Here is a 19,895-nt window from a genome sequence, read left to right as displayed (position 1 = left end):
GCTTCCCCTTAACCGCGAGCCTTGGCTGCTGGACGTACAACCACGTTGCCGCCAGTAGCGCCAGGAACAGCACCCTTGACCAACAACAGATTGCGTTCAGCGTCCACGCGCACTACTTCCAGGGACTGCACGGTCACGCGCTCAGCGCCCATATGACCGGACATTTTTTTGCCCTTGAATACACGACCAGGAGTCTGGCACTGGCCGATAGAGCCTGGGACGCGGTGGGAAACGGAGTTACCGTGAGTATTATCTTGGCCACGGAAGTTGTGACGCTTGATAGTACCTGCGAAACCCTTACCCTTGGACTGACCGGTCACGTCGACCAGTTGACCAGCAGCAAAGATTTCTGCATTGATCAGATCGCCGGCCTGGTACTCACCTTCTTCAAGGCGGAACTCCAGAACAGTACGACCAGCGGCAACATTCGCCTTAGCGAAGTGACCTGCTTGAGCTGCAGTCACGCGCGAAGCACGACGCTCACCGACAGTAACCTGCACTGCACGATAGCCATCGCTTTCTTCGGTTTTGAACTGGGTGACGCGATTCGGCTCGATCTCAATGACCGTGACCGGAATGGAGACACCTTCTTCGGTGAAAATACGGGTCATGCCCGCTTTTCGACCGACTACACCAATAGTCATGTTGTAAACCTCATGAGTGTACGGGGCTTTCACCCGCTATGGCCGCCCATTTCAGAGCGTTACACGACCAAGACCCAAGTCTTAGCCGAGGCTGATCTGCACTTCCACACCTGCCGCAAGATCAAGCTTCATAAGTGCATCAACGGTTTTATCCGTTGGCTGGACGATGTCCAGAACGCGCTTATGAGTGCGGATCTCGTACTGGTCGCGCGCGTCTTTGTTGACGTGCGGAGAAACCAGAACGGTGAACCGCTCTTTACGGGTAGGCAGTGGAATTGGACCACGCACTTGAGCACCAGTACGTTTCGCGGTTTCCACGATTTCCTGGGTGGATTGGTCGATCAGGCGATGGTCAAAAGCCTTCAACCTGATACGGATTTGCTGATTTTGCATTGGATTTCAGACTCCAGGCTACTTCCCACCGAGCGCAATACGCCCGTTAAAAGGAGGCGCAATTCTATAGACGAGCTAACACAGTGTCAACCCAATAAAAAAGCCCCCGCAAGCGGGGGCTTTTTCTCAAATCAACGCTTAGGCGATGATTTTGGCTACGACGCCAGCGCCGACGGTACGACCGCCTTCACGGATAGCGAAACGCAGGCCGTCTTCCATTGCGATTGGCTTGATCAGAGTGACAGAAACTTTAACGTTGTCACCTGGCATAACCATTTCGGTGCCTTCCGGCAGTTCGCAGCTACCAGTTACGTCGGTAGTACGGAAGTAGAACTGAGGACGGTAGCCTTTGAAGAACGGAGTGTGACGACCGCCTTCTTCCTTGCTCAGAACGTAGATTTCAGCTTCGAACTGAGTGTGAGGCTTGACGGTACCTGGCTTAACCAGAACCTGACCACGCTCAACGTCGTCACGCTTGGTACCACGCAGCAGAACGCCGCAGTTCTCGCCAGCACGACCTTCGTCCAGCAGCTTGCGGAACATCTCAACGCCAGTGCAAGTAGTTTTAGTGGTGTCACGCAGACCCACGATCTCAACTTCTTCCTGAATCTTGATGATGCCACGCTCAACACGACCGGTCACAACGGTGCCGCGACCGGAGATCGAGAACACGTCTTCGATTGGCATCAGGAACGGCTTGTCGATAGCACGAACTGGTTCTGGGATGTAGCTGTCCAGAGTCTCTACCAGCTTCTTAACGGCCGAGGTACCCATTTCGTTGTCGTCTTGGCCGTTCAGAGCCATCAGAGCGGAGCCGATGATGATCGGAGTATCGTCGCCTGGGAACTCATAAGTGCTCAGCAGATCGCGAACTTCCATCTCAACCAGTTCCAGCAGCTCTGCGTCGTCAACCATGTCGGCCTTGTTCAGGAAGACAACGATGTACGGAACGCCAACCTGACGGGACAGCAGGATGTGCTCACGGGTTTGCGGCATCGGACCATCAGCGGCCGAGCAAACCAGAATCGCGCCATCCATCTGGGCAGCACCAGTGATCATGTTTTTGACGTAGTCGGCGTGGCCTGGGCAGTCAACGTGCGCGTAGTGACGTACGGACGAATCGTACTCAACGTGAGCGGTGTTGATGGTGATACCACGAGCCTTTTCTTCTGGCGCGCTGTCGATTTTGTCGAAGTCGACTTTAGCCGAACCGAAAACTTCGGAGCAGACACGAGTCAGAGCAGCGGTCAGAGTGGTTTTACCGTGGTCAACGTGACCGATGGTGCCAACGTTGACGTGCGGTTTGTTACGTTCAAATTTTTCTTTAGCCACGACAGTGAACTCCTAGCCTAAAGGGGCTGAATCAGCCTTGTTTTTTAACGAGAGCTTCGACGATGTTCGACGGAGCTTCGGAGTATTTGGAGAATTCCATAGAGTAGCTCGCGCGACCCTGAGACATGGAACGAACGTCGGTCGCATAACCGAACATTTCACCCAACGGAACCTCGGCGCGGATAACCTTGCCAGAAACCGTATCTTCCATACCCTGGATCATGCCGCGACGACGGTTCAGGTCGCCCATCACGTCACCCATGTAGTCCTCAGGTGTTACAACTTCTACTTTCATGATCGGCTCAAGTACAACACCGCCGCCTTTCGACGCGAGTTGCTTGGTCGCCATGGAAGCAGCCACCTTGAACGCCATCTCGTTGGAGTCGACGTCGTGGTAAGAACCGTCAAAGACGGTCGCCTTCAGGCCAATGAGCGGATAACCGGCAACAACACCGTTCTTCATCTGCTCTTCGATGCCCTTCTGGATAGCAGGGATGTATTCCTTAGGAACTACACCACCAACTACTTCGTTCACGAATTGCAGACCTTCCTGACCTTCATCAGCAGGTGCAAAACGGATCCAGCAGTGACCAAACTGACCACGACCACCGGATTGACGAACGAACTTGCCTTCGATCTCGCAGTTCTTCGTGATCTTCTCACGATAAGAAACCTGCGGCTTACCGATGTTGGCTTCGACGTTGAACTCACGGCGCATCCGGTCAACCAGAATGTCCAGGTGCAATTCGCCCATACCAGAGATGATCGTTTGACCAGTCTCTTCATCGGTCTTGACGCGGAAAGAAGGGTCTTCCTGAGCCAGCTTGCTCAGAGCGATACCCATTTTTTCCTGGTCGTCTTTGGTTTTCGGCTCAACAGCAACCGAAATAACCGGCTCAGGGAAGTCCATACGCTCAAGGATAATAGGCTTATCCAGTGCGCACAGGGTTTCACCAGTGGTCACATCTTTCATGCCGATCAAAGCGGCGATGTCACCAGCCAGTACTTCCTTGATTTCTTCACGGGTGTTGGCATGCATCTGGACCATACGGCCCACACGCTCTTTCTTGCCTTTCACCGAGTTCAGAACCGAGTCACCGGAGTTCAAAGCACCCGAGTAAACACGAACGAAGGTGATCGAACCTACGAACGGGTCGGTCGCGATCTTGAACGCCAGAGCCGAGAACGGCTCATTGTCGTCAGCGTGACGCTCGTCGTGACGAATGGCAGGATCGTCTTTGTCCAGTTCCTTGTCATCCGGGTTGATACCCTTGATCGCAGGAATCTCGACCGGAGCTGGCAGGTAGTCGACAACGGCGTCGAGAACCAGCGGCACACCCTTGTTCTTGAACGACGAACCGCAGACAGCCAGAACGATTTCACCGGCGATAGTACGCTGGCGCAGGGCAGCTTTGATCTCTTCGATCGTCAGCTCTTCGCCTTCCAGGTACTTGTTCATCAGCTCTTCGTTGGCTTCAGCAGCCGCTTCAACCATGTTGCTGCGCCATTCTTCAGCCAGCTCTTGCAGTTCAGCCGGGATAGCTTCGCGACGAGGAGTCATGCCCTTGTCAGCGTCATCCCAGTAAACAGCTTCCATGGTCATCAGGTCGATCTGACCCTGGAAGTTATCTTCCGAACCGATAGCGAGCTGGATAGGCACGGGAGTGTGACCCAGACGTTGCTTGATCTGACCTACAACGCGGAGGAAGTTGGCGCCAGCACGGTCCATCTTGTTTACGTAAACAAGACGCGGAACGCCGTATTTGTTGGCTTGACGCCATACGGTTTCCGACTGAGGCTCAACACCCGAGGTACCACAGAACACAACGACAGCACCGTCGAGTACACGCAGCGAACGCTCTACTTCAATGGTGAAGTCAACGTGGCCAGGGGTATCGATGATGTTGAAACGATAGCGGTCTTTATGCTGCTTGACAGAGCCCTGCCAGAAAGCAGTGGTCGCAGCAGAAGTAATGGTAATACCACGCTCCTGCTCCTGCACCATCCAGTCCATGGTCGCGGCGCCATCATGCACCTCGCCCATTTTGTGGTTTACGCCAGTGTAAAAAAGGACGCGCTCGGTGGTGGTGGTTTTACCAGCATCCACGTGAGCAACGATACCAATGTTACGGTAGCGGTTAATCGGAGTAGTACGAGCCATAAAGCCCTCGCAAAAATAGTGACGCTGAGATTAGAAGCGGTAGTGCGAGAAAGCCTTGTTGGCTTCAGCCATACGGTGCACGTCTTCACGCTTCTTGACCGCAGCACCTTTGCCTTCAGCGGCGTCCAGCAGTTCGCCAGCCAAGCGCAGAGCCATGGATTTCTCACCGCGCTTGCGCGCGAAGTCTACCAGCCAGCGCATTGCCAGAGCATTACGACGGGAAGGACGTACTTCAACCGGAACCTGGTAAGTAGCACCACCAACGCGGCGCGACTTCACTTCGACCAGCGGAGCGATGGCGTCGAGTGCTTTTTCGAAGAGTTCCAGGGGGTCGGTACCCGCCTTGCGTGCTTTAACGGTATCCAGAGCACCGTAAACAATACGCTCGGCAACGGCTTTCTTGCCGCTTTCCATTACGTGGTTCATGAACTTGGCGAGAATCTGGGATCCGTACTTCGGATCGTCAAGAATCTCACGCTTGGCTGCTACGCGACGTCTTGGCATTGATAAGCCCTCAAACGGTCTTCAGGTTCGCTCGGGACACACACCGAAATGCGCTGCCCGACCTTACTCTTATCGACTCAATAAATTTAAAAAACGACTGCAAAACGACCGAATTACTTCGGACGCTTGGTACCGTACTTCGAACGACCCTGGTTACGGCCTTTAACGCCGGAGGTATCCAGAGAGCCGCGAACGGTGTGATAACGAACACCTGGCAAGTCTTTTACACGGCCGCCACGAATCAGGACGACGCTGTGCTCTTGCAGGTTGTGGCCTTCACCACCGATGTACGAGGAAACCTCGAAACCGTTGGTCAGACGCACACGGCATACTTTACGCAGTGCCGAGTTAGGTTTTTTCGGCGTGGTGGTGTACACACGGGTGCACACACCACGACGCTGCGGGCAGTTCTGCAGCGCAGGTACGTCGGATTTCTCGACGATACGCTTACGCGGCTGACGTACCAGCTGGTTGATAGTTGCCATCTACTAGCTCCACTGTTGTCTTGCGACGCTATTGTCTTACAAGAAAAGCAAAATGGCAGGACGAGCGTCCCGCCAGATTTAGGGGTACAAGAGTCTAAAGAGGATCCCGCCCCTAGTCAAGACAGAGCCCTGAGCTTACGACCGCCCTCCTTCACAGGCATGACCTGTCAAAGAGGGTGGGTCAGAAGATCAGGGCCCTGCTCTCAATTACTGCTTGAGTTCAACGCCTCAGTCAGCGCGGCTTCAACTTCGCTTGCACTTACACGCAAAGGTTTGTCCGCATCACGACGACGCTTGCGCTCGCTATGGTATGCCAAACCGGTACCTGCCGGAATCAGACGACCCACGACCACGTTTTCCTTCAGGCCGCGCAGGTAGTCGCGCTTGCCGGTTACTGCCGCTTCGGTAAGAACGCGGGTAGTCTCTTGGAAAGAGGCGGCCGAGATGAACGATTCAGTGGACAGCGACGCCTTGGTAATACCGAGTAGCACTCGCGTGAATTTAGCAATGAACTTCTCGTCCTGCGCCAGACGCTCATTTTCGACCAATACATGCGTCAGCTCCATCTGATCACCCTTGATGAAGCTTGAATCGCCAGATTCGCTGATTTCAACCTTACGCAGCATCTGACGAAGGATCGTTTCGATGTGCTTGTCGTTGATCTTCACACCTTGTAGGCGGTAAACGTCTTGAATCTCGTTGACGATATATTTCGCCAGCGCACTGACTCCCAGCAAACGCAGGATGTCGTGAGGATCGCTAGGACCGTCGGAGATAACTTCACCGCGGTTCACTTGCTCACCTTCAAATACGTTCAGGTGACGCCACTTAGGAATCAGCTCTTCATACGGATCGCTACCATCGTTCGGTGTAATCACCAGACGACGCTTGCCTTTCGTCTCTTTACCGAACGCGATCGTACCGCTGACTTCTGCCAGGATCGACGCCTCTTTCGGACGGCGCGCTTCGAACAAATCAGCAACGCGCGGCAGACCACCGGTGATGTCACGGGTCTTGGAAGTCTCTTGCGGGATACGAGCGATAACATCACCCACGCCCACCTGAGCACCGTCCGCAACACCAACGAGGGCGTTTGCCGGCAGGAAGTACTGAGCAGGAACATCTGTACCTGGCAGCAGCAGATCTTTGCCATCAACACCAACCATCTTCACGGCAGGACGGATGTCCTTGCCAGCAGCAGGACGGTCTTTGGCGTCGAGCACTTCGATGTTGGTCAAACCGGTGAGTTCATCGGTCTGGCGCTTGATCGTAATGCCTTCTTCCATGCCCACGTAGGTCACGGTACCTTTCATTTCGGTAACGATCGGGTGAGTGTGCGGATCCCACTTGGCTACGATAGAGCCAGCGTCGACCTTGTCGCCTTCCTTCACCGAGATAACGGCACCGTACGGCAGCTTGTAGCGTTCGCGCTCACGACCGAACTCGTCGGCAATCGCCAGCTCGCCGGAACGCGATACCGCGATCAGGTTGCCATCAAGACGCTCAACGTGTTTCAGGTTGTGCAGACGGACCACGCCGCCATTCTTGACCTGAACGCTGTCAGCAGCGGAAGTACGGCTTGCCGCACCACCGATGTGGAACGTACGCATTGTCAACTGAGTACCCGGCTCACCGATGGACTGGGCAGCGATAACGCCGACCGCTTCACCGATGTTGACCTGGTGACCACGAGCCAGATCGCGACCGTAGCACTTGGCGCAGATGCCGTAGCGGGTTTCGCAGCTGATAGGCGAACGCACGATCACTTCGTCGATGCTGTTCAGCTCGATGAACTCAACCCACTTCTCGTCTACCAAGGTGCCGGCAGGAACGATCACGTCTTCGGTGCCTGGCTTGAACACGTCACGGGCGATAACACGACCCAGCACACGCTCACCCAGTGGCTCTACAACGTCGCCGCCTTCAATGTGCGGCGTCATCAACAGGCCTTGCTCGGTACCGCAATCGACCTCGGTCACGACCAGGTCTTGCGCCACGTCTACCAGACGACGAGTCAGGTAACCGGAGTTAGCGGTTTTCAACGCGGTGTCCGCAAGACCCTTACGAGCACCGTGAGTCGAGATGAAGTACTGGAGTACGCTCAAACCCTCACGGAAGTTCGCAGTGATCGGCGTCTCGATGATTGAGCCGTCAGGCTTGGCCATCAGACCACGCATACCGGCCAGCTGACGAATCTGAGCCGCAGAACCCCGAGCACCCGAGTCGGCCATCATGTACATCGAGTTGAACGACTCTTGATCCACCGTCTCGCCATGACGATCGACAACCTTCTCTTTCGAGAGGTTGGCCATCATCGCCTTGGAGACTTCGTCGTTCGCCTTGGACCAGAGGTCGATTACCTTGTTGTACTTCTCGCCCTGGGTTACCAGGCCAGACGCATACTGGCTTTCAATCTCTTTAACTTCTTCCGTCGCGGTGTCGATGATGCGAGCTTTCTCGTCCGGGATAACGAAGTCGTTAACGCCGATGGAAACACCGGAGATCGTCGAGTAGGCAAAACCGGTATACATCAACTGGTCAGCGAAGATCACAGTCTCTTTCAGACCAACCACGCGGTAGCACTGGTTGATCAGCTTGGAGATCGCCTTTTTCTTCATCGGCTGGTTGACCACGTCGTAAGACAGGCCGGCCGGAACCACTTGGAACAGCAGCGCACGGCCGACAGTGGTGTCGACGATACGGGTGTTCTTTACACTGTTGCCATCACGGTCGTTCACGGTCTCATTGATACGAACCTTGATTTTCGCGTGTAGAGCAGCTTCGCCGGCGCGGAAAACGCGGTCGACTTCCTGCAGGTCCGCGAATACGCGGCCTTCGCCCTTGGCATTGATCGCTTCACGGGTCATGTAGTACAGACCCAGTACAACGTCCTGCGACGGAACGATGATTGGCTCACCGTTGGCTGGCGACAGGATGTTGTTGGTGGACATCATCAGCGCGCGCGCCTCGAGCTGAGCTTCCAGCGTCAGCGGCACGTGAACAGCCATCTGGTCACCGTCGAAGTCGGCGTTGTATGCCGCACACACCAGAGGGTGCAGCTGAATTGCCTTACCTTCGATCAGAACCGGTTCAAACGCCTGAATACCCAGACGGTGAAGGGTCGGTGCACGGTTAAGAAGCACTGGGTGTTCGCGAATCACTTCAGCGAGAACGTCCCAGACTTCTGGCAGCTCGCGCTCGACCATCTTCTTGGCAGCCTTGATGGTGGTCGCCAGACCACGCATTTCCAGCTTGCCAAAAATGAACGGCTTGAACAGCTCCAGAGCCATCTTCTTCGGCAGACCGCACTGGTGCAGACGCAGGGTCGGACCTACGGTAATCACCGAACGGCCCGAGTAGTCAACACGCTTACCGAGCAAGTTCTGGCGGAAGCGACCTTGCTTACCCTTGATCATGTCAGCCAGGGATTTCAGAGGACGCTTGTTCGAACCAGTGATGGCGCGACCGCGACGACCGTTGTCGAGCAGCGCATCCACAGCTTCCTGCAGCATGCGTTTTTCGTTGCGCACGATGATGTCCGGAGCGGACAGATCCAGCAGGCGCTTCAAACGGTTGTTACGGTTGATCACTCGACGATATAGATCGTTGAGGTCAGAAGTCGCAAAGCGACCGCCGTCCAATGGGACCAGTGGACGCAGATCTGGCGGCAGAACCGGCAGAACGGTCAACACCATCCACTCAGGCAGGTTGCCGGAACCCTGGAAGGCTTCCATCAACTTCAGGCGCTTGGACAGCTTCTTGATCTTGGTTTCGGAGTTGGTTTGCGGAATTTCTTCGCGCAGGCGGCCAATCTCGTGCTCCAGATCGATAGCGTGCAGCAGTTCGCGGACCGCTTCAGCACCCATGCGGGCGTCGAAGTCGTCACCGAACTCTTCGAGAGCTTCGAAGTACTGCTCGTCGTTCAGCAGCTGACCTTTTTCAAGCGTGGTCATGCCCGGGTCGATAACGACATAGCTCTCGAAGTAGAGAACGCGCTCGATATCACGCAGAGTCATGTCCATCAGCAGGCCGATACGGGACGGCAGCGATTTCAGGAACCAGATGTGGGCAACCGGCGATGCCAGTTCGATGTGAGCCATGCGCTCACGACGGACCTTGGCCAGTGCAACTTCAACGCCGCACTTCTCGCAGATCACGCCACGATGCTTCAAGCGCTTGTACTTACCGCACAGGCACTCGTAATCCTTGACCGGGCCAAAGATCTTGGCGCAGAACAGGCCGTCACGCTCAGGCTTGAACGTACGGTAGTTGATGGTTTCCGGCTTTTTAACTTCACCGAACGACCACGAACGGATCATCTCAGGCGATGCCAATCCGATACGGATGGCGTCGAACTCTTCGACTTGACCCTGGTTTTTCAGCAAATTCAGTAGGTCTTTCAAGGCCTTTCCTCCTGGCGGAGCAGAGGGTGGTCATGCCGACCCACCCTCGATTCGCGTCACGTGTTATTCGGTTTCCAGATCGATATCGATACCGAGCGAACGGATTTCTTTGATCAACACGTTGAAGGACTCGGGCATGCCCGGCTCCATACGGTGATCGCCGTCCACGATGTTTTTGTACATCTTGGTCCGACCGTTCACGTCGTCCGACTTCACTGTGAGCATTTCTTGCAGAGTGTATGCCGCGCCGTATGCTTCCAGCGCCCAGACTTCCATCTCCCCGAAACGCTGACCACCGAACTGCGCCTTACCACCCAGCGGCTGCTGGGTAACCAGGCTGTAAGAACCAGTGGAACGCGCGTGCATCTTGTCGTCCACCAAGTGGTTCAGCTTCAGCATGTACATGTAGCCAACAGTTACCGGACGCTCGAATTTGTTACCAGTACGGCCGTCAAACAGTTGCATCTGGCCACTGTCTGGCATGTCCGCCAAGCGCAGCATCGCCTTGATTTCGCTTTCCTTGGCACCGTCGAAAACCGGGGTTGCCATTGGAACGCCGCCACGCAGGTTCTTCGCCAGATCCAGGATTTCCTGATCAGTCAGGTCGTCCAGATTTTCCTGACGGCCGCCGATCTCGTTGTAGATCTCGCTCATGAACTTGCGCAGTTCAACGACTTTACGCTGTTCTTCAAGCATGCGGTTGATCTTCTCGCCCAGCCCCTTGGCCGCGAGGCCCAGGTGAGTTTCGAGAATCTGACCAACGTTCATACGCGAAGGTACACCCAACGGGTTGAGTACGATATCCACAGGCGTGCCGTTGGCATCGTGTGGCATGTCTTCAACCGGCATGATCACGGAGACCACACCCTTGTTACCGTGGCGACCGGCCATTTTGTCGCCCGGCTGGATGCGGCGACGGATGGCAAGGTAGACCTTGACGATTTTCAGAACGCCTGGCGCCAGGTCATCGCCCTGCTGCAGCTTGCGTTTTTTGTCTTCGAACTTGTCGTCCAGCAGACGGCGACGATCAACGATGTAAGCCTGGGCTTTCTCGAGTTGTTCGTTCAGAGCATCTTCAACCATGCGCAGTTTGAACCACTGGCCATGCTCGAGCCCATCGAGGACTTCGTTGGTGATCTCCTGACCTTTCTTCAGACCAGCGCCGCCTTCGACAGAACGGCCGACCAGCGCCTGACGCAGACGCTCGAACGTTGCGCCTTCAACGATACGGAACTCTTCGTTCAGATCCTTACGGATCTCGTCCAGCTGGCTCTTCTCGATGGACAGTGCACGAGCGTCACGCTCAACGCCGTCACGGGTGAAGACCTGGACGTCGATGACAGTACCTTTGGTACCGGTCGGTACGCGCAGGGAGGTGTCTTTAACGTCGCTTGCTTTTTCACCGAAGATTGCACGCAGCAATTTTTCTTCTGGCGTCAGTTGGGTTTCACCTTTAGGAGTGACCTTACCGACCAGGATGTCGCCAGCGCCAACTTCGGCACCTACGTAAACAATACCGGCTTCGTCCAGCTTGTTCAGCGCTGCTTCACCCACGTTCGGGATGTCAGCGGTGATTTCTTCTGGACCCAGCTTGGTGTCACGGGCCACACAGGTCAGTTCCTGGATGTGGATCGTGGTGAAGCGATCTTCCTGTACAACACGCTCGGACAGGCAGATGGAGTCTTCGAAGTTGAAGCCGTTCCACGCCATGAACGCGATGCGCATGTTCTGACCCAGAGCCAGTTCACCCATGTCAGTGGACGGGCCGTCGGCCATGATGTCGCTACGCTGAACGCGATCACCCTTACTCACCAGCGGACGCTGGTTGATGCAGGTGTTCTGGTTCGAGCGGGTGTATTTGGTCAGGTTGTAGATGTCGACACCGGCTTCGCCTGGCTCAACTTCGTCATCAGCAACACGCACCACGATACGGCTGGCATCGACGGAGTCGATCACGCCACCACGACGAGCCACGACGCAAACGCCGGAGTCACGGGCAACGTTGCGCTCCATGCCGGTACCTACCAGCGGCTTGTCGGCACGCAGGGTCGGTACAGCCTGACGCTGCATGTTCGAACCCATCAACGCACGGTTGGCGTCGTCGTGCTCGAGGAACGGAATCAGCGACGCTGCAACCGAAACGACCTGCTTCGGCGAAACGTCCATCAGGGTGACGTCTTCCGGCGCCTTGACGGTGAATTCGTTCAGGTGACGAACAGCTACCAGCTCGTCGATCAGGTGGCCTTTGTCGTTCATGGTCGCTGAAGCCTGCGCGATCACGTGATCGGCTTCTTCAATAGCGGACAGGAAGACGATCTCGTCGGTCACCAGACCTTCTTTCACCACGCGGTACGGGCTTTCCAGGAAGCCGTACTGATTAGTGCGGGCATAGGCTGCCAACGAGTTAATCAGACCGATGTTCGGACCTTCCGGCGTTTCAATCGGGCAAACACGACCGTAGTGCGTCGGGTGCACGTCACGAACTTCGAAGCCTGCGCGCTCACGCGTCAGACCACCAGGGCCTAGTGCAGAAACACGGCGCTTGTGAGTGATTTCGGACAGCGGGTTGTTCTGGTCCATGAACTGCGACAGCTGACTGGAACCGAAGAACTCTTTGACCGCAGCGGCGACCGGCTTGGCGTTGATCAGGTCCTGAGGCATCAGGCCTTCGCTCTCTGCCATCGACAGACGCTCTTTGACTGCACGCTCGACACGCACCAGACCTACGCGGAACTGGTTCTCGGCCATCTCGCCGACGCAACGGACACGACGGTTACCCAAGTGGTCGATGTCATCCACGATGCCTTTGCCGTTACGGATATCGACCAGCGTCTTAAGGACTGCAACGATATCTTCTTTGCACAGCACGCCCGAACCTTCGATCTCGGTACGCCCGATACGACGGTTGAACTTCATACGACCTACAGCAGACAGGTCGTAACGCTCTGGACTGAAGAACAGGTTGTTAAACAGCGTCTCGGCTGCATCCTTGGTTGGCGGCTCGCCAGGACGCATCATGCGATAGATTTCGACCAGAGCTTCCAGCTGGTTGCCGGTCGAATCGATCTTCAGGGTGTCAGAGATAAACGGGCCGCAGTCGATGTCGTTGGTGTACAACGTTTCGATCCGGACAACCTGGGCCTTGGCAATTTTTGCCAGGATCTCGGTGTTCAGCTCGGTGTTGCACTCTGCGATAATTTCGCCAGTGGCCGGGTGCACGATCGCCTTGGCAGTGGTACGGCCAATGACGTAGTCCAGCGGAACTTCCAGCGCTTTAATGCCCGCTTTTTCCAACTGATTGATGTGACGCGCCGTGATACGACGACCTTGCTCGACGATGACCTTGCCTTTGTCATCCTGGATGTCCAGAACGGCAATTTCGCCACGCAGACGCTGAGGCACCAGTTCCAGGCTCAGGGATTCACCCTGCACATGGAACACGTTGGTAGTGTAGAAAGCGTCCAGCACTTCTTCAGTGGTGTAGCCCAGAGCACGGAGTAGTACCGATGCTGGGAGCTTGCGGCGACGGTCGATACGGACGAATACACAGTCCTTTGGATCGAACTCGAAGTCCAGCCACGAACCACGGTAAGGAATAATGCGAGCGGAATACAGCAGCTTGCCAGAACTGTGCGTTTTACCGCGGTCGTGATCGAAGAACACACCCGGGGAACGGTGCAGCTGGGAAACAATAACGCGCTCGGTACCGTTGATAACGAAGGTACCGTTCTCAGTCATCAGGGGGATTTCACCCATGTAGACTTCTTGCTCTTTGATGTCCTTGATCGCTTTGTTCGACGATTCTTTGTCGAAAATGATCAGGCGCACTTTTACCCGCAAAGGTACGGCGTACGTCACACCGCGCAGCACGCATTCCTTGACATCAAAAGCCGGTTCGCCCAGACGATAACCGACGTACTCCAGAGCAGCATTGCCGGAGTAGCTGATGATCGGGAAAACGGATTTGAAGGCCGCATGCAGGCCCACGTCGCGGAACTGATCTTTAGTCGCTCCCGCTTGCAAGAATTCACGATACGAATCCAGCTGGATGGCCAGGAGGTAAGGCACATCCATGACGTCCGGCAACTTGCTAAAGTCCTTGCGGATACGTTTTTTCTCAGTATATGAGTAAGCCATCAGCGTTCCCCAGCTTGGTCACCTGCTTGTTTGGCCTCTCCCGACGGGAGCGGCCAGAAAATCTTGCAAACCCCATGGTTTGCGCCACCGTTCGAGGTGGTTGAAGCACGTTAGAGGCACCGATCTGATCGATTGCCAATAACGGAAAAAGGCCGGTGGCAGAAGCCACCAGCCATCAGCCGTTCGCTCAACGCTTGGGCTGGAGACGCAAGGTCGATGCTTACTTCAGCTCGACTTTGGCGCCTGCTTCTTCCAGAGCAGCTTTGGCTTTGTCAGCAGCGTCTTTGGCCACTGCTTCCAGAACCAGAGCTGGAGCGCCGTCAACGACTGCCTTGGCTTCTTTCAGGCCCAGACCGGTCAGCTCACGAACAGCTTTAATGACGTTGACTTTCTTCTCGCCAGCTTCGGTCAGCATGACGTTGAATTCGGTTTGCTCTTCAACAACAGCGGCAGCAGCAGCTGGACCAGCCGATGCAGCAGCAGCGCTAACGCCGAATTTTTCTTCGAAAGCTTTGATCAGCTCAACAACCTGCAGAACAGACATTTCAGCTACGGCGTTGAGGATATCGTCTTGAGAGATAGACATGACTCTAATTCCTGAATTGTGTGAGGGCCTATGCGGCCTTCGAAATAAACAAAAATACGCGAGAGGAAGCGCGGGCCCTTAGGCTGCTGCAGCTTCTTTCTGTTCGCGAACTGCCGCCAGAGTACGAGCCAATTTGCTGGTCGCGCCTTGAATCACGCTCATCAGCTGAGAAATTGCCTCATCACGGGTCGGCAAGGTTGCCAGTACGTCGATCTGATTAGCTGCGAGGAACTTGCCCTCGAACGCAGCTGCCTTGATCTCGAACTTGTCCTGACCTTTGGCGAACTCTTTGAACAAACGGGCAGCAGCGCCTGGATGTTCGTTGGAGAAAGCGATCAAGGTCGGGCCAGTGAACGCGTCGTTGAGAACACTGTATTCAGTGTCAGCAACCGCGCGCTTAAGCAGGGTGTTACGTACAACACGCACGTATACGCCAGCTTCACGAGCCTCTTTACGGAGTCCGGTCATCGCGCCCACTGTCACGCCACGGGCATCAGCCACGACAGCAGACAGAGCGACTTTGGCAGCCTCGTTGACTTCAGCGACGATGGCCTTCTTGTCTTCGAGTTTAATTGCCACGGGTTCAACTCCTGCTTGTTACCGTTTCATCTAGCCGAAGCCAGATGTCGTTTTGGTGTCTGATTCGGTAAAGAACCGGGAGCACCATCTGCGTAGGCTTGTGGTTTAAGGCTTTCGCCGCCTACGGTCTTGGATAGCCCCCGCCAGGCAGGGACCCCAATTTTTTGCGGAGGCGCGGCTACCCGCGCCTAGCTGTCTTACGCGTTCAAGGAGCCCTGGTCGATGACCAGACCTGGACCCATAGTGGTGCTCAGGGTAACGCGCTTAACGTAGATACCTTTCGAGGAAGCTGGCTTGATGCGCTTCAGGTCAGCGATCAGTGCTTCAACGTTCTCACGCAGCTTGTCAGCATCGAAGCCAACCTTGCCGACAGAAGTGTGAATGATGCCGTTTTTGTCGGTGCGATAACGGACCTGACCCGCCTTGGCGTTTTTGACCGCGCCAGCGACGTCTGGGGTTACAGTACCGACTTTCGGGTTAGGCATCAGACCACGTGGACCGAGGATCTGACCCAACTGACCGACAACACGCATTGCATCCGGGGAGGCGATTACGACGTCATAGTTCAGGTCGCCGCCTTTCATTTCAGCAGCCAAATCGTCCATACCAACGCGATCAGCGCCAGCAGCCAGTGCAGCTTCAGCCGCCGGACCCTGGGTGAAAACTGCTACGCGAACGGTCTTGCCAGTGCCGTGCGGCAGCACAGTAGCGCTACGAACAACCTGGTCAGATTTACGCGGGTCAACACCAAGGTTTACAGCAACGTCAACGGACTCGCTGAACTTTACAGTGGACAGCTCGGTCAGCAGAGCTGCCGCGTCGTTGAAGCTATAGGATTTGCCAGCTTCAACTTTCGAAGCGATTGCCTTTTGGCGTTTAGTCAGCTTAGCCATTACACACCCTCCACGTTAAGGCCCATGCTACGAGCAGAACCGGCGATAGTGCGCACGGCTGCTTCCATGTCAGCAGCAGTGAGATCCGCGTTTTTAGCCTTCGCGATATCTTCCAGCTGAGCACGGGTAACAGTGCCAACTTTGACGGTGTTCGGGCGAGCCGAACCGCTGGTCAGGCCAGCTGCTTTTTTCAGGAGAACCGAAGCAGGTGTACTTTTGGTTTCAAAAGTGAAGCTACGGTCGCTGTATACAGTGATGATCACTGGAGTCGGCAGACCTGGCTCAAGACCCTGAGTACGGGCGTTGAAGGCTTTGCAGAATTCCATGATGTTCACGCCGTGCTGACCCAGAGCAGGACCAACGGGTGGGCTTGGGTTAGCCTGAGCGGCTTTCACTTGAAGCTTGATGTAAGCGGTAATCTTCTTGGCCATGAGGCACTCCAATTACGGGTTCGAACGCCTTGGAAGGCTCCCCGGTTACTTGCGCGTTTATCCCAGTGACGACAAAACCCCACAGCCCAAGGCTGCGGGGTATGGGATTTCCAGCTCAGCTATGCCTTTTCGACCTGGCTGAACTCGAGCTCCACCGGAGTGGAGCGACCGAAAATAAGCACGGCCACTTGGATCCGACTTTTTTCGTAGTTAACTTCTTCGACCGTACCGTTGAAATCTGCAAACGGACCATCGGTAACACGAACCACTTCACCCGGCTCAAAAAGCGTCTTAGGTTTCGGCTTGTCGCTACCATCAGCAACACGACGCAGGATAGCCTCTGCTTCCTTGTCAGTGATTGGCGCCGGCTTATCAGCCGTGCCACCGATGAAGCCCATGACACGCGGGGTATCCTTGACCAAGTGCCAAGTACCCTCATTCATGTCCATCTGAACAAGCACATAACCAGGAAAGAATTTACGCTCGCTTTTGCGCTTCTGGCCGTTACGCATTTCTACCACTTCTTCGGTAGGAACCAGAATCTCGCCGAAACCATCTTCCATGCCTGCCAGCTTTACACGCTCAATCAGTGAGCGCATAACATGCTTCTCGTAACCCGAGTAGGCATGCACTACGTACCAACGCTTAGCCACGGGACACCCTTAGCCGACGATCAAGGAAACAAGCCAGCCGAGCAGGGAATCTAGCCCCCACAACAGCAGCGCCATAACCAGAACCACAGCTACCACTATCAGGGTAGTCTGGGTGGTTTCTTGACGGGTAGGCCATACGACTTTACGAATCTCAGCGCGAGCTTCCTTGGCCAACACGAAGAAAGCTTTGCCCTTACCAGTCTGCAACCCAACATAGGCTGCTATAGCGGCAATCACCAGCAAAGCGAGCACGCGATACAGGATTGGCTGCGCCGAGTAGTATTGATTTCCGACGACGCCCACAACGACCAAAAGGACCACTACGAGCCACTTTACGAGATCAAAACGGGAGTCTTGGGCTTCAGCCTTTGGATTCATCTACTAAAATCCTGTGAAAAGAAAGCCAGAATCGTTAACGCGAATCTGGCAGGTCAGGAGGGAATCGAACCCCCAACCTACGGTTTTGGAGACCGTCGCTCTGCCAATTGAGCTACTGACCTAAAAGCAAAATCAGGCCGGCCATTATGCGGACCTGACAAGAAGATTTCAACAGCTTTCAATAAGGCCGCCGAGACCTCACTGAACCGCTGCAGGCATTCACCACCCCACTGGCGCGAAGCCAAACACACGGGATCTCGTGACACCTAAAACAAAGGCAGATACTTTCATATCTGCCTTAGCATTGGAGCTCTTGAGCGGATTTGAACCGCTGACCTCACCCTTACCAAGGGTGTGCTCTACCAACTGAGCTACAAGAGCAAAACACATTGCACAACCAACAGAACCTGGAGCGGGTAGCGGGAATCGAACCCGCATCATCAGCTTGGAAGGCTGAGGTTCTACCACTAAACTATACCCGCCGAGCTTGTTGCTTACGCTCGAAATTTGGTGGAGGGGGAAGGATTCGAACCTTCGAAGTCGTAGACGTCAGATTTACAGTCTGATCCCTTTGGCCGCTCGGGAACCCCTCCTAAGCGAGCCGGCATTTTATCTGATACCGGCCTTCTGTCAACCTTTTTCTCAATAAAAACTTGAGGTTACAAACGCTGACTCATGCTTTACGTGCATTTCCAACTTGTCTTGCACTGCGAAGCGGGCGCCATTCTATGCAAACTATCCAGAGGTTGCAATGCCTTCGCATGACATTATTTTGCTTTTTAACTCCGGGAAGTCATTCTTTAATCCCCCCACCAGACCATCATCCATAAGGCGTCGACTTTCAGGCTTTACTTTCAACCAGAAAATCCCGCCGGAGTCGTTTGGCCACCTTCCAAATTGGGTCTGGATGTCCAGGCTTGTCAGACGCTGCTCGACCGTCCTCGCTCTACTTTCGGAGATTTCTCCCCCTAAGTAGATGCATTGGCCGCTCGGTACCTTGGGGGCAGCCTCGGACTGACCTCCCACAGATTCGCTTAGTAAACGGATGTCCTGCCGAGCCCCCTTATACTGGGAGATGGCAGTGATCTCCTTTGGCCTTATCGGAGCTTCCTGCTGGCGCCACACGTAATAAAATGCATTCAACAAGACCAATAGTAAAAAAAACCACCGCATGGAGACCTCACTACTAAACCCCAGGACGCCACCCTTGTAATCGCCTAAATGCTCAGCTCAACTGCCCGGCTGCCCACGCAGCCTTAAGCTCAACTCGCCCCCGCTAAACACCTGTACGTCTTGCCCTACCATCAAGCGAAGGCCACCTGCATCGTCCACTCCGACTACAACGCCGTTGATCGCACTCTGCCCCGCTAGAAGCGTCACAGGCTCGTTCTGCCACAGGTGATGTTGCTCCCACTCATCCTTGAACGCTTTAAAGCCTTTTGCGTAATACGAGGTCAGGTATCTGTTAAGTACCGCACTCAAGCGCGCCACAACCTGATTGCGGTCTTGGTCCACACCCGACTCGAGCGCCATAGATGTCCACGACTGATCCACTTCTTCAGATGACCTCATGTTCACGTTGATCCCGATTCCGATCACAACGTGGCATACATCAGCAGGGTCGCCGGTGAGTTCCAGGAGGATGCCAGCCAGTTTTTTCCGGCCAACCAGGATGTCGTTTGGCCACTTCAGTCCGGCACCGCTTATACCCATCTCCTGCAGCATTTTGACGACTGCCAGACCCACAAGGAGGCTCAGCCCCTCCAGCTGTTTCATCCCCCCTTCAATACGCAATGCGAGGCTGTAGTAGAGGTTCTCTGCGAACGGACTAACCCATTTACGCCCGCGGCGACCGCGACCCGCAGTCTGCTGCTCCGAAACCACGAGCAATGGCAGCTTCAGGGCCTGAGCAATCAGTCGCATAGCTTCCGCATTCGTTGAATCAATGGCGTTGTAGACTCGGATATCCCAGCCAGCAGCATCATGCCTTTCGGTAAGCCATGGCTCATTTAACAATACAATCGGATTAGGCAGCTTATACCCTCGCCCTCGGACTTTATGAATCTCGATACCCGTCTCGAGTTGCAATTGCTGAAGCTTTTTCCAAACCGCGCTACGACTGACCCCGAGCGCCCGGCCGAGAGCTTCACCGGAATGAAATTCACCATTGCTCAGAAGCTTCAGCAAAGTCTGCATCTGTCGTACGCCCTTGAATGAGCGACGCATGATATCCATGCCAACGGCTTATGCATAGACGCCTGGGACACGGTGCTGCTTCACAATTTTCCACGCACAAAAAACAAAACCCCATCTGCG

Annotated in this window: 16 protein-coding genes and 4 tRNA genes; all 20 read right to left on the bottom strand. The window is 55.0% G+C overall.

Translation table 11 applies throughout. The features are described 5' to 3' along the window. Nucleotides 1–8: 8 nt before the first annotated feature. The 20 genes from rplC to birA all read right to left on the bottom strand — a co-directional run bounded on the left by rplC (nucleotide 9) and on the right by birA (nucleotide 19,775). Nucleotides 9–644 carry a 50S ribosomal protein L3 gene (gene rplC, locus B3N48_RS11645; RefSeq protein ID WP_296183605.1) on the bottom strand — a complete coding sequence of 212 codons (636 nt, stop codon included), beginning with the start codon at nucleotides 642–644 and terminating at the stop codon, nucleotides 9–11. 81 nt (nucleotides 645–725) lie between these two features. Beyond that, complete coding sequence (rpsJ, locus tag B3N48_RS11640) at nucleotides 726–1,037, bottom strand: 30S ribosomal protein S10 (protein ID WP_003186070.1); 312 nt, start codon at nucleotides 1,035–1,037, stop codon at nucleotides 726–728. Between the two features lie 138 nt (nucleotides 1,038–1,175). Next, complete coding sequence (gene tuf / locus B3N48_RS11635) at nucleotides 1,176–2,369, bottom strand: elongation factor Tu (RefSeq protein ID WP_093468868.1); 1,194 nt, start codon at nucleotides 2,367–2,369, stop codon at nucleotides 1,176–1,178. Between the two features lie 31 nt (nucleotides 2,370–2,400). Next, a complete protein-coding gene (fusA, locus tag B3N48_RS11630; protein WP_296183600.1) occupies nucleotides 2,401–4,530 on the bottom strand; it encodes an elongation factor G in 2,130 nt (709 codons plus the stop codon). Nucleotides 4,531–4,560: 30 nt separating this feature from the next. Beyond that, on the bottom strand, nucleotides 4,561–5,034 hold the full coding sequence (rpsG, locus tag B3N48_RS11625; protein ID WP_007970418.1) for a 30S ribosomal protein S7: 474 nt from the start codon (nucleotides 5,032–5,034) through the stop codon (nucleotides 4,561–4,563). Nucleotides 5,035–5,147: 113 nt separating this feature from the next. After that, on the bottom strand, nucleotides 5,148–5,519 hold the full coding sequence (gene rpsL, locus B3N48_RS11620) for a 30S ribosomal protein S12 (RefSeq protein ID WP_003186084.1): 372 nt from the start codon (nucleotides 5,517–5,519) through the stop codon (nucleotides 5,148–5,150). A 203-nt stretch (nucleotides 5,520–5,722) separates the two neighbouring features. After that, nucleotides 5,723–9,922 (bottom strand): DNA-directed RNA polymerase subunit beta', encoded by a 4,200-nt coding sequence (rpoC, locus tag B3N48_RS11615; RefSeq protein WP_296183590.1) that lies wholly within the window; start codon nucleotides 9,920–9,922, stop codon nucleotides 5,723–5,725. Between the two features lie 63 nt (nucleotides 9,923–9,985). Continuing rightward, nucleotides 9,986–14,059: a DNA-directed RNA polymerase subunit beta gene (rpoB, locus tag B3N48_RS11610; protein WP_296183589.1), complete on the bottom strand. Its 4,074-nt coding sequence runs from the start codon at nucleotides 14,057–14,059 to the stop codon at nucleotides 9,986–9,988. Nucleotides 14,060–14,279: 220 nt separating this feature from the next. Beyond that, on the bottom strand, nucleotides 14,280–14,645 hold the full coding sequence (gene rplL / locus B3N48_RS11605) for a 50S ribosomal protein L7/L12 (protein WP_025857209.1): 366 nt from the start codon (nucleotides 14,643–14,645) through the stop codon (nucleotides 14,280–14,282). A 78-nt stretch (nucleotides 14,646–14,723) separates the two neighbouring features. Further along, nucleotides 14,724–15,224, bottom strand: a complete 501-nt coding sequence (gene rplJ, locus B3N48_RS11600) for a 50S ribosomal protein L10 (protein WP_062384462.1) — start codon at nucleotides 15,222–15,224, stop codon at nucleotides 14,724–14,726. A gap of 197 nt (nucleotides 15,225–15,421) precedes the next feature. Next, the gene (rplA, locus tag B3N48_RS11595) at nucleotides 15,422–16,117 is read right to left on the bottom strand and encodes a 50S ribosomal protein L1 (RefSeq protein WP_296183585.1); all 696 of its coding nucleotides are present in this window, start codon (nucleotides 16,115–16,117) and stop codon (nucleotides 15,422–15,424) included. Then, nucleotides 16,117–16,548 (bottom strand): 50S ribosomal protein L11, encoded by a 432-nt coding sequence (gene rplK, locus B3N48_RS11590; protein ID WP_020290713.1) that lies wholly within the window; start codon nucleotides 16,546–16,548, stop codon nucleotides 16,117–16,119. Before rplK ends, rplA begins: the two co-directional genes overlap by 1 nt. A 119-nt stretch (nucleotides 16,549–16,667) precedes the next feature. Further along, nucleotides 16,668–17,201 carry a transcription termination/antitermination protein NusG gene (gene nusG / locus B3N48_RS11585; protein WP_002555501.1) on the bottom strand — a complete coding sequence of 178 codons (534 nt, stop codon included), beginning with the start codon at nucleotides 17,199–17,201 and terminating at the stop codon, nucleotides 16,668–16,670. A 9-nt stretch (nucleotides 17,202–17,210) separates the two neighbouring features. Beyond that, entirely contained in the window at nucleotides 17,211–17,579 is a 369-nt protein-coding gene (secE, locus tag B3N48_RS11580; protein WP_296183580.1) for a preprotein translocase subunit SecE, read from the bottom strand. A 46-nt stretch (nucleotides 17,580–17,625) separates the two neighbouring features. Continuing rightward, nucleotides 17,626–17,701: transfer RNA gene (locus tag B3N48_RS11575), tRNA-Trp, on the bottom strand. Between the two features lie 183 nt (nucleotides 17,702–17,884). Then, nucleotides 17,885–17,960, bottom strand: a tRNA-Thr gene (locus B3N48_RS11570). A 27-nt stretch (nucleotides 17,961–17,987) separates the two neighbouring features. Beyond that, nucleotides 17,988–18,061 (bottom strand) — tRNA-Gly (locus B3N48_RS11565). A 26-nt stretch (nucleotides 18,062–18,087) separates the two neighbouring features. Continuing rightward, nucleotides 18,088–18,172, bottom strand: a tRNA-Tyr gene (locus B3N48_RS11560). A gap of 142 nt (nucleotides 18,173–18,314) precedes the next feature. Beyond that, a complete protein-coding gene (locus tag B3N48_RS11555) occupies nucleotides 18,315–18,752 on the bottom strand; it encodes a hypothetical protein (RefSeq protein ID WP_296183578.1) in 438 nt (145 codons plus the stop codon). 57 nt (nucleotides 18,753–18,809) lie between these two features. Then, a complete protein-coding gene (birA, locus tag B3N48_RS11550) occupies nucleotides 18,810–19,775 on the bottom strand; it encodes a bifunctional biotin--[acetyl-CoA-carboxylase] ligase/biotin operon repressor BirA (RefSeq protein ID WP_296183866.1) in 966 nt (321 codons plus the stop codon). Between the last annotated feature and the right edge of the window lie 120 nt (nucleotides 19,776–19,895).

Origin of the sequence: Pseudomonas sp. UBA1879 (assembly GCF_002338065.1) — a bacterium.
GTDB lineage: Bacteria > Pseudomonadota > Gammaproteobacteria > Pseudomonadales > Pseudomonadaceae > Aquipseudomonas.
Note: the sequence above shows the minus strand (reverse complement) of the source record. Positions and strands in the feature narration are given on the sequence as shown.